Source organism: Streptomyces sp. NBC_00028 (assembly GCF_045041065.1).
Lineage (GTDB): Bacteria > Actinomycetota > Actinomycetes > Streptomycetales > Streptomycetaceae > Streptomyces.
On sequence record NZ_CP108293.1, the window covers coordinates 1021383 to 1035216 of the forward strand.

Here is a 13834-nt window from a genome sequence, read left to right on the forward strand (position 1 = left end):
AAATGGGGCGTAGGGAAAGCCCCCGAACCGAATCGCCGGCGAGGAGCCCCGCGTCATGACCAAAGCGACGAAACTGCTGACCGCCCTGCCCCCGCCGCAACGCCAGCGTCTGATGAGCCTCGCCCGGGAGGTCTCCTTCCCGGAGGACGCGCGGATCTTCGAGGCGGGCGGCACGGCCGACCGGTTCTGGGTCATCCGCTCGGGTGCGGTCTCCCTCGACCAGCGGGTGACGTCCCTGCAACGGGTGACCGTGGCCAGTCTCGGCTCGGGGGATCTGCTGGGCTGGTCCTGGCTGTTCCCGCCGCACCAGTGGGACTTCGGCGCGGTGGCCTTCAGCCCGGTGCGCGCCTACGAGTTCGAGGCGGAGGCCGTGCTGAAGCTGTGCGAGGAGGATCCGGCGCTCGGTCTGGTCCTGGTGCGCAACGTCGCCGAGATCCTCGCGCACCGGCTGGAGATGACCCGGGGCAAGCTCATGGAGCAGTACTCGATGCGGCGGCATGCCTTGTAGGGCTCGCCTCGCGGGTCAGACGCGGTAGCGCCGCAGCGCCGGCACCGCGGCGGCCAGCACCAGCATGACGGCGACCACGAGGAGCCCGCCGCCGGCCACGGCCACGCGGGGGCCGAAGGCCGAGCCCGCGGTGCCGTGCAGGACGTCGGCGAGCCGCGGGCCGCCCGCTACGACGACCGTGAAGACGCCCTGCATCCGGCCGCGCATCTCGTCGGTGGCCGCGGACAGCAGGATCGCCCCGCGGAACACCATGGAGACCATGTCCGCCACCCCGGCCAGGGCGAGGAAGGCGACCGCGAGCCACAAGCTGTCGCTCAGCCCGAAACCGGTGATGGCCACGCCCCAGGCGACGACCGCGCCGATGACCATCCAGCCGTGCCGGCGGGCCCGGGAGAAGGTGCCGGAGAACAGGCCCCCGAGCACCGCGCCGATGGGGATGGCCGCGAACAGCAGGCCGAGGGCGAGCCCTTCGCCGTACGGCGCGTAGGTCTCCGAGGCGAGCTGGGGGAACAAGGCGCGGGGCATGCCGAGGACCATCGCGACGAAGTCGGCGAGGAACGACAGCAGCAGCACCTTGTGCAGCGCGATGTAGCGGAACCCCTCCACGACCTCCCGCAGGCCCGCCCGGCGCTTGGCCTGCCCGGCGAGGGGCGGCAGAGAGGGCAGCTTGTAGACCGCCCACACCGTCACGCACAGCGCCAGGGCGTCGATCAGATACAGCTCGGGCAGCCCGATGACCGGGATCAGGGCGCCCGCCAGCAGCGGCCCCACCACCTGGCCGGTCTGCGCGACGGTCGAGCCGAGGGCGTTGGCCGCGGTCAGCTCCTCTGCGGGGACCAGGCGGGCGATGGAGGCGTTGCGGGCGGGCGCGTTCAGGCCCCAGAACGCCTGCTGCAGGGCGAGCAGCACCATCAGGGCGGCCACCGACTCCAGTCCGGCGGCGGCCTGGAGCCAGAACAGCAGCGAGGTGACGGCGATGCCGCAGTTGGTGACCAGGAGCAGCTTGCGGCGGTCCACGCTGTCGGCGACGGCGCCGCCCCACAGCGCGAACACCATCAGCGGCAGCAGCCCGGCGAGGCTCGCGTAGCCGACCCAGGCCGAGGAGCCGGTGATGTCGTAGACCTGCTTGGGTACGGCGACCGCGGTGAGCTGGCTGCCCACGGCCGTGACGACGGTCGAGCTCCACAGCCTGCGGTAGGCCGGGCGGCGCAGCGGGCGGGTGTCCATCGCCCAGCGGCGCCAGCCGCGCCGGGTCGGCGTCTCCTCGGCCGGGGCCGGTGTCTGCGGTTCGGTGCTGCTCTCGCTCGTGTCCACGGACTTCCTGGTTGCTCGTTACATCTTTCGGAACCAGGGTTCACTATGGCACTTCGGTCCGAGCATGCGGGACGCGCAATCTCAGCTTGTGGAACGGCCGTTGGCCCGGCGTCTGCTAGGCCCCGGCGATCAGCAGGGCGCCGAGGGCGATCATCGTCGCGGCCACGAGTCCGTCGAGCACGCGCCAGGCGGACGGGCGAGACAGGAAGCGGCCGAGCAGGCGGCCGCCGAAGCCGAGCGCCGCGAACCACACCAGACTCGCCAGCGCCGCCCCGAGGCCGAAGGTCCAGCGCAGGTCACCGCGGTCGGCGGCCACGGAGCCGAGAAGGAACACGGTGTCGAGGTAGACGTGCGGGTTGAGCCAGGTCAGCGCGAGGCAGGTCAGGACGGCCCGCCTGCGGGAGCCGGCCGCGTCGCCCTCCATGCGCAGCGCGCCACCGGACGGGCGGACCACGCGCCGGGCGGCGAGGGCGCCGTAGCAGAGCAGGAACGCGCCACCGATCCAGCCCACCGCGGTCAGCGCCCCCGGCCAGGCCACGACCACCGCGCCGACCCCGCCGACGCCGAGGGCGATCAGGGCCGCGTCGGACAGGGCGCAGATGCCGACGACGGCGAGCACCGCGTCGCGGCGGATGCCCTGGCGCAGGACGAAGGCGTTCTGGGCACCGATGGCGACGATGAGCGAGAGTCCGGTACCGAAGCCGGCGGCTGCGGCGGAGAGGGAGGCGGTCATGGCATCGACGCTAGTCAGGAGCCTGGCTGGAGTACAGCTAAAGATTCTTACGTATCATTAGCGCTCGTGATGTGGTCATGATGGCAGAGCTTCCCCTCGACCAGGTGCGGACCCTGCTCGCGGTGGTCGACGAGGGCACCTTCGACGCGGCCGCCGCGGTGCTGCGTCTGACGCCGTCGGCGGTCAGTCAGCGGGTCAAGGCGCTGGAGCAGCGCACGGGCCGGGTGCTGCTCGTGCGGGCGAAGCCGGTGCGGCCGACCGAGTCGGGCGAGGTGGTCGTGCGGTTCGCGCGCCAGCTGGCCCGGCTGGAGCGGGACGCGTGGTCCGAGCTGGGCGCGGGCTCGGACGGCGAGCCGACGCGCGTCTCGATCGCGGTCAACGCCGACTCGCTGGCGACGTGGTTCCTGCCCGCGCTGACCCGGGTGCCGGGCGTGCCGCTGCTCTCCTTCGAGCTGCACCGCGAGGACGAGGAACACACCGCGACGCTGCTGCGGGAGGGCCTGGTGATGGCCGCGGTGACGTCGTCGCCCGACCCGGTGTCGGGCTGCTCGGTACGTCCGCTGGGCCGGATGCGGTACGTCGCGGCGGCCTGCCCCGACTTCGTGGAGCGGTGTCTCGCCGGACCGCTGGGCGACGCGCTGGCCGAGGCGCCGGTGGTGACCTTCGACCGGCGCGACTCCTACCAGGACCGTTTCGTCCGGGAGTTGCGGCAGGGCGCCGGCGGAGCCAGCCCTGTCCGGCACGCCATCCCCACCTCCGAGGGGTTCGTGGAGGCGATCACCCTGGGACTGGGCTGGGGCATGGTCCCCGAGGTGCAGGCGGGCGAGTTGCTGCGCACCGGGCGTCTGCTCTCCCTGGCGCCGGAGCGCCCGTTCGACGTCCCCCTGTACTGGCAGCAGTGGAAGCTGGACTCCCCCGCCCTGGCCGCGGTCGCCGAGGCGGTGACGGCCGCGGCGGCGCAGGCGCTACGAAGCTGAACCCGAACCGCCGGACAGCGCGGCCAACTGGGCCTCCGCACTGTCCAGCAGCATCTCCAGCGCCGTCGGATAGGCGCTGTCGACCATGCGCTGCGCCAGCAGCGGCGCGGCCTCGGCGATGCGCGGGTGGGTGGCGCGGGGCAGGTGGGCGTAGGTCGAACTCCACATGTCCTCGTCGGCATGGAGCGCGGCGCTCGGCAGGGCGAGGGAGGCGGCGTCGAGCGCGGCGAAGGCGAGGGTCTGGTCGATGAAGGCGTGGTAGATCCGCACGGTGTCGGACAGCGGGAAACCCGCCGTGCGCAGCACGTCGAGGACCGCCTCGTCGGCCGCCAGTTCATTGGGGCGGCCGGTGACCCGGTTCGTGGTCAGCAGGGCGGCCTGCGGATGGGCGACGTACGCGGCGTGGACGCGGCGCCCGACGGCCCGCAGGTCCGCCCGCCACTGCCCCGTCGGCGCCCAGCCGCGCAGGGCCTGTCCGATGAGCGCGTCACCGATGGCGAGGGTCAGGTCGTCCATGCCGCGGAAGTAGCGGTACAGGGTGCTCGGGTCGGCGTCTAGGGCCAGGCCCAGGCGGCGGGCGGTCAGGCCCTCGGTGCCGTGTTCGCGCAGCATCCGCAGCGCGGTCCCGACGATCAGTTCCTCGGACAGGACCGTGCCGCTCTTGGTGGGCCGACGACGGCGCCGCTTCTCCTCGGGCACCACGGGCTTCGGCACGGCCAGGACCTCCCACGCTTATGCCAACGCCATTGACCTTAACGGAGCCGACGGCGTTGTATCGACCGCAGGGCCCCTTCACGTCGTAGACCTTCAGCCGTAGGAGTCTTGTCATGCGTGTACTGCTCGTGGGTGCCGGTGGAGTGGGTGGCGCCATCACCCGGATCGCCGCCCGGAGGCCGTTCTTCGAGGCGATGGTGGTGGCCGACTACGACCTGGCGCGTGCCGAGGCCGCCGTCGCGGCGCTCGGCGAGGGCGGGGCCCGGTTCCGGGCCGAGCGGGTCGACGCGAACGACGAGGCCGCGGTGGTGGGCCTGCTGGAGCGACACGCCTGCGACGTGCTCCTCAACGCCACCGACCCCCGCTTCGTGATGCCGCTCTTCCGCGCGGCCCGCACCGCCTCCGCCACCTATGTCGACATGGCGATGTCACTGTCGCGTCCGCACCCCGAACGTCCCTACGACGAGTGCGGGGTCAAGCTGGGCGACGCGCAGTTCGAGGAAGCCGTGGAGTGGGAGCAGGCGGGGCGGCTGGCCCTCGTCGGCATGGGCGTCGAGCCGGGTCTCTCGGACGTCTTCGCGCGGTACGCGGCCGATGAACTCTTCGACGAGATCGAGGAGATCGGCGTCCGCGACGGCGCTAACCTCACCGTCGACGGCTACGACTTCGCGCCCTCCTTCAGCATCTGGACCACGATCGAGGAGTGTCTCAACCCACCGGTGGTCTACGAGGCCGACCGCGGCTGGTTCACCACCGCGCCGTTCAGCGAGCCCGAGGTCTTCGACTTCCCCGAGGGCATCGGCCCGGTGGAGTGCGTGAACGTCGAGCACGAGGAGGTGCTGCTGATCCCGCGGTGGATCGGAGCGCGCCGCGTCACGTTCAAGTACGGCCTGGGCAACGAGTTCATCGAGGTCCTCAAGACCCTGCACAAGCTGGGCCTCGACCGCACCGAGCCGGTCGCGGTCCGCGACGCGCGGGTCTCGCCGCGGGACGTCGTGGCGGCCTGTCTGCCCGACCCGGCGACGCTGGGCGAGCGCATGCACGGCAAGACCTGTGCCGGCACCTGGGTGAAGGGCGTCAAGGACGGGGCGCCGCGCGAGGTGTACCTGTATCACGTGGTCGACAACCAGTGGTCCATGGCGGAGTACGGCAGCCAGGCCGTGGTGTGGCAGACGGCGGTCAATCCGGTGGTCGCGCTCGAACTCCTCGCCACGGGCGCGTGGAAGGGCGCGGGCGTCCTCGGTCCGGAGGCCTTCCCGGCCGGCCCCTTCCTGGATCTGCTCACCGCGTACGGCTCCCCGTGGGGTCTGCGCGAGCAGTGATATCCGGATTTCCCCAATTCCGTTGTTTCACATGCGCATCGACAGGTGACCCGAAAGCGAGTAAGCCATCCGCGAGGGCACGGACGACTTCGAGCGCAGGTGACATCGATGGACAACTGGCGAAACCATGCCGCATGCCGCAACGAGGACCCCGACCTCTTCTTCCCGATCGGCAACACCGGTCCGGCCCTGGTCCAGACGGAACAGGCGAAGGCCGTCTGCCACCGCTGCCCCGTACGGGAGCAGTGTCTGGAGTGGGCCATGGAGTCCGGGCAGGCCATCGGGGTCTGGGGCGGTACGAGCGAGACCGAACGACGTTCACTGCAACGGCGCCGGGCCAGGGCCGGGCGCTCCTCCCACTAGACCCGGCACGCGCAGGGTGAACACGCTCCCGGCGCCCGGTTCGCTCGCCACCTCCACGGTGCCGCCGTGCGCGGCCATCAGATGGCGGACGATCGGCAGACCGAGACCGCTGCCTCCGGTACGACGGCTGCGGGACTTCTCGGCGCGCCAGAAGCGGTCGAAGACCTGCGGGAGGTCCTCGGGTGCGATACCGCTGCCGGTGTCGGTGACTTCGAGGACCACGTCGTCGCCCTCGCACCGTGCCGCGAGGGTGACGGTTTTGCCCACGGGTGTGTGCCGCAGCGCGTTGGAGACGAGGTTGCCGAGGGCCTGCCGCATCCGGACCGGGTCGGCGTCGAGCCACGGCTCCCCGTCCGTCCCGGTGCGCAGGGTGACGCCCGCGGTGTCGGCCGCCACCCGGTGGGCCGCGGCGACCTGCACAAGCAGTTCGTCGGCGCGGACGGGCTCCCGTTGCAGCCGCAGGGTGCCGGCGTCGGCGGCGGCCAGGTCCTGGAGGTCGTCGATGATCCGCTGGAGGACGAGCGCCTCCTCGTGCAGGGAGGCCAGCAGTTCGGGGGCGGGCGCCACGACGCCGTCCTTGGTCACTTCCAGCCAGCCGCGGATGTTGGTGAGCGGGCTGCGCAGTTCGTGGGCGATGTCGCTCACCATCGCCTTGCGCTGGTCCTCAAGGCGTTCCCGGCGTTCGGTGAGGTCGTTGAAGGCCGCGGCGAGGATGCCGGTCTCGTCCCGCGTGGTCACGGGCACCCGCACATGCAGCTGAGGCGGCTGCTGGGCGGCCGCGGTCAGCGCGCGGAGCGGCCGGACGAGGCGCGTGGCGACGACGGCGGTCACGGCGACGGTGACAGCGAGCACCAGCCCGGCGACACCGACCACCTTGGCCTTGTTGGCGGGTGACATGTCGAACCGTACGGCGGTACGGTCCCCGCCGCCCAGGAACAGCTCGGCGGTCGGCGCGACATAGGGGTCGAGCTGGGCGCGGCGTGCGCTGTCGACGCAGTTCTGCAGGACGCGGGCGGTCTCCGAGCCGGGCGGCACGTCGATCTTCCCCAGCTCGTAGCGGCCTCCGAGGCTCCGCTCGACGAAGTCGAGGTGGACGAACAGCGCCTTCGCGGACTTCACGTCGTGCCGGCCCAGACAGTCGCGGGCCCGTTCCGTCAGGTCCGTGAGGGCCTTCTCCTCGCTGGGGGTGGGGGTGTTGAGCCGTCCGTCGGCGCAGTCGGTCGGCACCTCGTCGTCGTTGCTGAGGACCGGCCGCCCGCTGGGTGTCTCGACGATGCTGGTCTCGATGCCGAACCGGGCGAAGCACTTCTGCCGCACCAGGGCCAGTTTCCCCAGCTTGACGCTCTCCTGCTCGGTCACCAGGTACGGCCCGACCACGCGGGGATCGACGCCGCTGCGCTGCGCCCCGCGCTCGGTGTAGGTGTCGGTGCGCAGGGGGTCGACGGTGGCGGCGGCGCGCGGCGGCAGGGAGGTGCCGGCCGGCGCGGAGTCGGCGAGGGTGGTGCGGTCGGTGGTGGTCAGGGCGATCCGGCGGCCGGTCTTCTCGGACAGGGACCGCACGAGCGCGTCGACCCCCTGCCACGTCGGGTGGGTCGCCGCGTATCCGCTCAGCCGGGCGAGGACATCCATGTCCTCGGCGAGCACCTGGCCCTGTTCGGCCCGCAGCGCCCGGGTGGTCGTCTCCACCGCCAGCCACGCGGTCGCCGCCACCGAGCACACGGCGATCAGCACCGAGGCGACGAGCAGCCGGACCGACAGGCGTTTGCGCAGGGGTATGCGGCGGCTCATCCGCGGCCGCCGCTGAGCTTGTAGCCGACGCCGAACACGGTCAGCAGCCGGACCGGTTTGCGCGGGTCGGCCTCGATCTTCCGGCGCAGGTTCATGATGTGGACGTCGACGGCCCGCTCGGTGGACGCCCGGTCGATGCCTCGGGTGCACTCCAGCAACTGCCGCCGGGAGAAGACCCGTTCGGGTTCGGCGGTCATGGCGAGCAGGATGGCGAACTCGGCGGGCGTGCACTCCACCGCCTCGCCGTCGCAGCGCACTTCGTGCCGTACGGGGTCGACCTGGAGCCCGGCGGCCCGTACCGGTCCCGTCCCGTGTCCGCCGCGTCGCAGCACCGTCCGGATCCGCGCCATCAGCTCACGCGGGCTGTACGGCTTGGTCATGTAGTCGTCGGCGCCCACGTCCAGGCCGAGCAGGATGTCGTCCTCGGAGGCACGCGCGGTGAGCATGAGCACCGGGACGTCCCCCTCCCGCCGCAGCGCCCGGCACACGCCGAGCCCGTCGAACACGGGCAGCATCAGGTCGAGCACGACCAGGTCGGGCCGCAGCCGCCGTACCGCGTCGAGGGCGGCACCGCCGTCGTGCACGACGGTGGCGGTGTGGCCCTCCGCCAGCAGGGAGCGGCGTATGAGTTCGGCCTGCATCTCGTCGTCCTCGGCGACCAGCACATGTGCGCACACGTGGCGGATCCTAAGCGGCTCAGCGGGCGAGGGAGTCGGCGTCGCCCATGACGACGACCGGATGCCGGTCCGGGTCCAGGGCGAGGAGGAGCTTCTTCATGTGTTTCTCGGCGATGCTGACGCAGCCGTGGGTGGGGCCGCCGTGGTCGACGTGCAGCCATATGCCGCCGCCGCGGCCGGCGCCGAGGGGGCGGGTCCAGTCGAGGGGGGAAGTGCCGGGCCTGCGGTTGTAGTTGACCGCGACGACATAGTCGAAGGAGCCCGCAAGGGGCTCGCCCTCGAAGCCGGTACCGGACACGGTGAAGCCGCCGCCCTGGTCGTAGGGCAGGCGGGTGCCGGGGTCGCGGAGCAGTCCGCCGGCGTCGGTGAGGCCGAAGACACCGATGGGCGAGTGCAGGTCGCCGGCGTGATGGGCGTCGGTCCAGCCGCGCAGCGCGTTGTGCGCCGCCCAGGTCTCCCCGGCCTCCCATCCCGCGGCGGTGCGCTCGTACAGGACGACCGTGGATCGCGAGGACTTCTTGCCGCGTCCGGTGACGACGACGGCCTGCCGGGCGTCGTCCGGCACCTGCGCCCAGGTCTTCGGTCCCAGGCCGGGCAGTTGCTGCGGGGCGACGTCCAGGGAGATCGGGGGCGCGGGCCGGATCGTCGTGGTGACCGGCGGGCGCTCGGGGGTGGCCGGCGCGTGTCCGGTGGTCGCCGCGGCCCCTCCCCCGCACCCCGTGAGCACGAGGGAGGCGGTCAGCAGCGCGACATGGGGTCTGCGAATGATCATGCGTCGACCTTCGCCGACACTTGTTTGGAACTCGTCAGGTCGGGGGACGGGTTCGGCTGCGCTACGGTGCGCTCGGCTTGCCCTGTCCGTACACCCACGTCCGGAACAGACCGTCCAGGTCCTTGCCCGACGCACGCTCCGCGAGCGCCACGAACTGCGCGGTCGTCCCGTGTCCGTCCCGGTGTTCGGCGGCCCAGGCCCGCAGAATCCGGAAGAACGTCCGGTCGCCGACGGCGGTGCGGAGCTTGTGCAGGGCCATGGCGCCGCGCGCGTACACCGGTGTGCCGAAGATGTTCGCGCCGCTGCCCGGGTCGCCCGGCGGGAACTCCCACAGGTCGTCGCCCGCCGGTCGCGCGTACAGCGCGTCGAAGGTCTTCTGCGCGCTGTCGCCGCCGTGCTGCTCTTCGTAGAGCCACTCGGCGTACGTCGCGAAGCCCTCGTTGAGCCAGATGTCCTTCCAGGAGGTGAGGCTGACCGAGTCACCGAACCACTGGTGGGCGCTCTCGTGCACCAGGGTGCTCAGGTCGGGCGCCTGGTCGTACACCGGCCGGGTCTGGGTCTCCAGGGCGTAGCCGACGTTCGGGGCCCGGTCCACGATCGAGCCGGCGGCCTTGAAGGGGTACGGCCCGAAGAGCTTGCTCTCCCACTCCAGGACGGACGGCAGCTTCTTCAGCACGGGGTCCGCCGCAGCCGCCTCGCGCGGGTCGACGGCGTTGTAGACCTGGATGCCGTCGCGGGTGGTGTACTGCGTCACCTTGAACTTCCCGACCGTGGCCGTGGCCAGGTAGGCGGCCATGGGCTCGCTCTGCCGCCAGCGGAAGGTGGTCTTCCCGTGCGCGCTGTGCCGGCCGAGCAGCACGCCGTTGGCGACGGCGGTGCGGCCGTCGGGGACGGTGATCGTGAAGTCGTACGACGCCTTGTCCTTGGGGTGGTTGTTCGCCGGGAACCAGGTCATCGCGCCCTGCGGCTCGCCCGCGACGAAGGCGCCGTCGTCGGTGGGGATCCAGCCGTCGAGGGAGCCGTCCGGGTCGGTGACGGGGGCGGGTCTGCCGGCGTAGGTGACGGTGACCCGGAACCACTGTCCCTTGTGCAGGGCCTTGCGCGGGGTGACGGTGAGTTCCTGTCCGCGGCGGCTGAACTCCGCCTTGTCGCGGCCCACCTTCAGCCCGGTGACCTTGAGGCCGTTCAGGTCCAGGTTGAAGCGGCTCAGGCCCTGGGTGGCGCGGGCGGTCAGGACGGCCGTGCCGTCGAGATGGCGGCTCGCCGGGTCGTAACGGAGGGTCAGGTCGTAGTGGTGGACGTGGTAGCCGCCGTTGCCCGCGAGCGGGAAGTACGGGTCGCCGGCGCCGGACGAGCCGGCCGTCGGGGGTGCCGCGGCGCCGAGCAGGGCGACGAGGGCGACGGGGACGGTTCCGAGGACGAAGGTGCGTCTGACGGCTCGTGGCACGGGCGCTCCTACGGTTGGGGGGCTGCTGTAACGGCCTCACACTAAGGGTGATCTCCGCGGAACTCTCCCTGCGTCGGGTCAAGTCACGCCCCGCCCCGAGTTACGCTCCGGCACACCCGCCGCCGCCCCGGAGAGGCCCTGCCATGAGCGTTCGCATCCGCCGCGTCTACGAGTCGCCCGAGCCGGAGGACGGCGTCCGTGTCCTGGTCGACCGGCTGTGGCCGCGCGGCCTGTCGAAGGACGCGGCCCGGGTGGACGAGTGGCCCAAGGCCATGACCCCGTCCACCGAGCTGCGCCGCTGGTACCACGCGGGCGAGGGTTCGTACGAGGAGTTCGCACGCCGCTACGAGGCAGAGCTGACCGCACCCGAGGCCGCCGAACTCCTTGCCCATGTCCGCGAGTTGACGGACAAGGGCCCGGTGACCCTGCTGACGTCCGCGAAAACCCCGGAGGAGAGCCACGCGGCCGTGCTCGTGCGGCTGTTGGGGTGAGGGCGCCGCGGGCAGGCGGCTGCTGAGCTGAAGGCGCCCAATCCCTCAGCGGCCGAGGTGAGGGCGCCCCGGTCACGCGGCTGTCAGCGAGAGGCCCAGAGCCGACCGCAGCCCACCGACGCGGCAGCTGGGCGATCGCACGGCTGCGGGGCGGCGAGCCCGCAGGTCACACGCCTGCCCGGTGGCGAGCCCGCAGGCCACACGCTTGCGCGGTGGCGAGCCCAGGGCGCATCCCTGCCGGGTGACGAGCCCCTGGGCCACAAGCCTCCCGGATCACGAACCCACCCGGGCGCATGGCTGCCGGGTGACGAGCCCGCAGGTCACCCACCTGCGCGGCGGCGAGCCCGCAGGCCACACGCCTGCGCGGTGGCGAGTCCAGGCCGCATCCCTGCCGGGTGACGAGCCCGCAGGTCACCCACCTGCGCGGCGGCGAGCCCGCAGGCCACACGCTTGCGCGGTGGCGAGTCCAGGCCGCATCCCTGCCGGGTGACGAGCCCGCAGGTCACCCACCTGCGGGGCGACGAGCCCGCAGGCCACCCACCTGCGGGGCGACGAGCCCGCAGGCCACACGCTTGCGCGGTGGCGAGCCCAGGGCGCATCCCTGCCGGGTGACGAGCCCCTGGGCCACAAGCCTCCCGGATCACGAACCCACCCGGGCGCATGGCTGCCGGGTGACGAGCCCGCAGGTCACCCACCTGCCTGCTGGCAACCCCGGCCGACCGCACGGCTGCCGGATGGCAAGCGCACCCGGTCACCCACCTGCCAGGCAACAAGCCCCCCGGTCGCACACCCGCCGGGCAACAAGCCCCCGGTCGCACGCCCGCCGGCTGCCAAGGCCACCAGACATCCGCAGCCGTACCGATAGCCCGGCCGCCACGGCACCGCCGGACTGAGCAGCCCGCCGGACACCCGACCTCACCGGACAGACCACCGCCGCACTGACAAGCCCACCGGACACCCGCCGCCGCACTGACGCCCCCGCAGGACTCACGCCCACCGTCGATCACGCCGCCGCTCAGACAGCGCCCTCGTGCGACGCCCCTCAAGTCACGCCTCACCCCGTCTGCTTCGCCGCCGCCCTGCCCGCCGCGCGGCCCGAGAACAGGCAGCCGCCGAGGAACGTGCCCTCCAGGGCGTTGTAGCCGTGGACGCCGCCGCCGCCGAAGCCGGCCACCTCGCCGGCCGCGTACAGGCCCTCGATCGGGGTGCCGTCGGCGGACAGGGCGCGGGAGTCCAGGTCGGTCTGGATGCCGCCGAGGGTCTTGCGGGTCAGGATGTGCAGCTTGACGCCGATGAGCGGGCCGGCCTCGGGGTCGAGGACGCGGTGCGGGGTGGCGACGCGGCCGAGCTTGTCGCCGATGTAGCGGCGGGCATTGCGGATGCCCTGGACCTGGGCGTCCTTGCTGTACGGGTTGGCGATCTGGAGGTCGCGCGCCTCGATCTGGCGGCGCACCACCGCGGCGTCGAGGAGCGGCTTGTCGGTGAGGGCGTTCATCTTCTCGACGAGCTCCTCGAGGCCGGGCGCGGTGACGAAGTCGGCACCCTTGCGCAGGAACGCGTCGACCGGCCCCGGCGCCCCCTTGCCCAGCACCCGCGTCTTGAGGAAGCCGACCCGGTCCTTGGCGGTGATGTCGGGGTTCTGCTCGGAGCCCGACAGCGCGAACTCCTTCTCGATGATCTTCTGGGTGAGGATGAACCAGGAGTGGTCGTACCCGGCGATGTCCTCGGTGGTGCGCAGGTGTTTGAGGGTGCCGAGGGTGTCGTAGCCGGGCAGGCACGGGTCGGGCAGTCGGCGGCCCAGCGCGTCGAACCACAGGGAGGACGGGCCGGGGAGGATGCGGATGCCGTGGCCGGGCCAGATCGGGTCCCAGTTCTGGATGCCCTCCGTGTAGTGCCACATGCGGTCGCGGTTGACGAGCCGTACGCCCGCCTCGGCGCTGATGTCGAGCATCCGGCCGTCGACGTAGGCGGGGACGCCGGTGACCATCTCACCGGGCGGGGTGCCGAGCCGCTCGGGCCAGTAGCGGCGCACGATGTCGTGGTTGGCGCCGATGCCGCCGGTGGTGACGACGACGGCCTGGGCGGTGAGTTCGAAGTCGCCGACGCGGTCACGGTTGGACTTCACACCGCGCGCGGAGTTGTCCTCGGCGAGGACCGTGCCGCGTATGCCGCGGGCCTGGCCGTCCTCGATGACGAGGGCGTCGACCTGGTGGCGGTGGTAGAAGGTCAGCAGTCCGTCGCGGGCGGCCTGCTTGGCGTGGTTCACGAAGGGTTCGACCACGCCGGTGCCGGTGCCCCAGGCGATGTGGAAGCGCGGCACGGAGTTGCCGTGTCCGTGGGCGCGCAGGTCACCGCGCTCGGCCCAGCCGACGGTGGGCAGGAACCTGATGCCGTGCCCCTCCAGCCAGGACCGCTTCTCGCCGGCCGCGAACTCGACGTAGGCGCGCGCCCAGCGCACCGCCCAGGAGTCCTCGTCCTCGACCCGGTCGAAGCCGGCGCTGCCCTGCCAGTCGCTCCAGGCCAGGTCGAAGGAGTCCTTGATGCCGAGCCGCCGCTGCTCCGGGGAGTCCACGATGAAGAGCCCGCCGAAGGACCAGAAGGCCTGCCCGCCGAGGTTGGCGGCGTTCTCCTGGTCCACCAGCGCGACCCGGCGGCCCCGGCTGGTCAGTTCGTGCGCGGCGACCAGGCCGGCGAGTCCGGCTCCGACGACGATGACGTCGGCATCCAT

At 72.3% G+C, this 13834-nt stretch carries 13 protein-coding genes; 5 read left to right on the forward strand and 8 right to left on the reverse strand.

Annotated features, from left to right (window positions below):
• The first annotated feature begins 55 nt into the window (after positions 1–55).
• Entirely contained in the window at positions 56–508 is a 453-nt protein-coding gene (locus tag OG885_RS04525) for a cyclic nucleotide-binding domain-containing protein (RefSeq protein ID WP_405726338.1), read from the forward strand.
• Between the two features lie 15 nt (positions 509–523).
• Here OG885_RS04525 and OG885_RS04530 read toward each other — a convergent pair whose 3' ends face one another.
• Together OG885_RS04530 and OG885_RS04535 are read right to left on the reverse strand one after the other, a co-directional pair.
• Positions 524–1822, reverse strand: a complete 1299-nt coding sequence (locus OG885_RS04530; protein ID WP_405726341.1) for an MFS transporter — start codon at positions 1820–1822, stop codon at positions 524–526.
• Between the two features lie 115 nt (positions 1823–1937).
• Entirely contained in the window at positions 1938–2555 is a 618-nt protein-coding gene (locus tag OG885_RS04535; protein WP_405726344.1) for a LysE/ArgO family amino acid transporter, read from the reverse strand.
• A 77-nt stretch (positions 2556–2632) separates the two neighbouring features.
• Here OG885_RS04535 and OG885_RS04540 point away from each other — a divergent pair, with 77 nt between their 5' ends.
• Positions 2633–3532, forward strand: a complete 900-nt coding sequence (locus OG885_RS04540) for a LysR family transcriptional regulator ArgP (protein ID WP_405726347.1) — start codon at positions 2633–2635, stop codon at positions 3530–3532.
• Here OG885_RS04540 and OG885_RS04545 read toward each other — a convergent pair.
• Positions 3521–4246, reverse strand: a complete 726-nt coding sequence (locus tag OG885_RS04545) for a TetR/AcrR family transcriptional regulator (RefSeq protein WP_405726350.1) — start codon at positions 4244–4246, stop codon at positions 3521–3523. The two genes, OG885_RS04540 and OG885_RS04545, sit on opposite strands and share 12 nt — an antisense overlap.
• A gap of 113 nt (positions 4247–4359) precedes the next feature.
• Between OG885_RS04545 and OG885_RS04550 the strand changes: the two genes are divergently transcribed.
• Both OG885_RS04550 and OG885_RS04555 read left to right on the forward strand, forming a co-directional pair.
• On the forward strand, positions 4360–5568 hold the full coding sequence (locus OG885_RS04550; protein WP_405726353.1) for a saccharopine dehydrogenase family protein: 1209 nt from the start codon (positions 4360–4362) through the stop codon (positions 5566–5568).
• Positions 5569–5676: 108 nt separating this feature from the next.
• A complete protein-coding gene (locus tag OG885_RS04555) occupies positions 5677–5931 on the forward strand; it encodes a WhiB family transcriptional regulator (RefSeq protein WP_405726356.1) in 255 nt (84 codons plus the stop codon).
• Here the strand turns inward: OG885_RS04555 and OG885_RS04560 are convergent.
• The 4 genes from OG885_RS04560 to OG885_RS04575 all read right to left on the reverse strand — a co-directional run bounded on the left by OG885_RS04560 (position 5887) and on the right by OG885_RS04575 (position 10615).
• On the reverse strand, positions 5887–7719 hold the full coding sequence (locus tag OG885_RS04560) for a sensor histidine kinase (protein ID WP_405726359.1): 1833 nt from the start codon (positions 7717–7719) through the stop codon (positions 5887–5889). The genes OG885_RS04555 and OG885_RS04560 overlap by 45 nt on opposite strands.
• Positions 7716–8396: a response regulator gene (locus OG885_RS04565; protein WP_405726362.1), complete on the reverse strand. Its 681-nt coding sequence runs from the start codon at positions 8394–8396 to the stop codon at positions 7716–7718. The genes OG885_RS04560 and OG885_RS04565 overlap by 4 nt, the downstream gene beginning before the upstream one ends.
• A 19-nt stretch (positions 8397–8415) precedes the next feature.
• Positions 8416–9168, reverse strand: coding sequence for a hypothetical protein (locus OG885_RS04570; protein WP_405726365.1), 753 nt, complete (start codon positions 9166–9168; stop codon positions 8416–8418).
• A 61-nt stretch (positions 9169–9229) separates the two neighbouring features.
• Complete coding sequence (locus OG885_RS04575) at positions 9230–10615, reverse strand: M1 family metallopeptidase (RefSeq protein WP_405726368.1); 1386 nt, start codon at positions 10613–10615, stop codon at positions 9230–9232.
• Positions 10616–10758: 143 nt separating this feature from the next.
• Here OG885_RS04575 and OG885_RS04580 point away from each other — a divergent pair, with 143 nt between their 5' ends.
• Positions 10759–11106, forward strand: coding sequence for a DUF488 domain-containing protein (locus OG885_RS04580; protein ID WP_405726371.1), 348 nt, complete (start codon positions 10759–10761; stop codon positions 11104–11106).
• A gap of 1054 nt (positions 11107–12160) precedes the next feature.
• Here OG885_RS04580 and OG885_RS04585 read toward each other — a convergent pair.
• Complete coding sequence (locus OG885_RS04585; RefSeq protein WP_405726374.1) at positions 12161–13834, reverse strand: FAD-binding dehydrogenase; 1674 nt, start codon at positions 13832–13834, stop codon at positions 12161–12163.

Coding starts and splice junctions, on each gene's coding strand:
- OG885_RS04580 (WP_405726371.1), top strand. CDS start 10,759: ATGAGCGTTCGCATCCGCCGCGTCTACGAGTCGCCCGAGCCGGAGGAC.
- OG885_RS04540 (WP_405726347.1), top strand. CDS start 2,633: ATGATGGCAGAGCTTCCCCTCGACCAGGTGCGGACCCTGCTCGCGGTG.
- OG885_RS04585 (WP_405726374.1), bottom strand. CDS start 13,834: ATGGATGCCGACGTCATCGTCGTCGGAGCCGGACTCGCCGGCCTGGTC.
- OG885_RS04525 (WP_405726338.1), top strand. CDS start 56: ATGACCAAAGCGACGAAACTGCTGACCGCCCTGCCCCCGCCGCAACGC.
- OG885_RS04535 (WP_405726344.1), bottom strand. CDS start 2,555: ATGACCGCCTCCCTCTCCGCCGCAGCCGCCGGCTTCGGTACCGGACTC.
- OG885_RS04555 (WP_405726356.1), top strand. CDS start 5,677: ATGGACAACTGGCGAAACCATGCCGCATGCCGCAACGAGGACCCCGAC.
- OG885_RS04570 (WP_405726365.1), bottom strand. CDS start 9,168: ATGATCATTCGCAGACCCCATGTCGCGCTGCTGACCGCCTCCCTCGTG.
- OG885_RS04550 (WP_405726353.1), top strand. CDS start 4,360: ATGCGTGTACTGCTCGTGGGTGCCGGTGGAGTGGGTGGCGCCATCACC.
- OG885_RS04560 (WP_405726359.1), bottom strand. CDS start 7,719: ATGAGCCGCCGCATACCCCTGCGCAAACGCCTGTCGGTCCGGCTGCTC.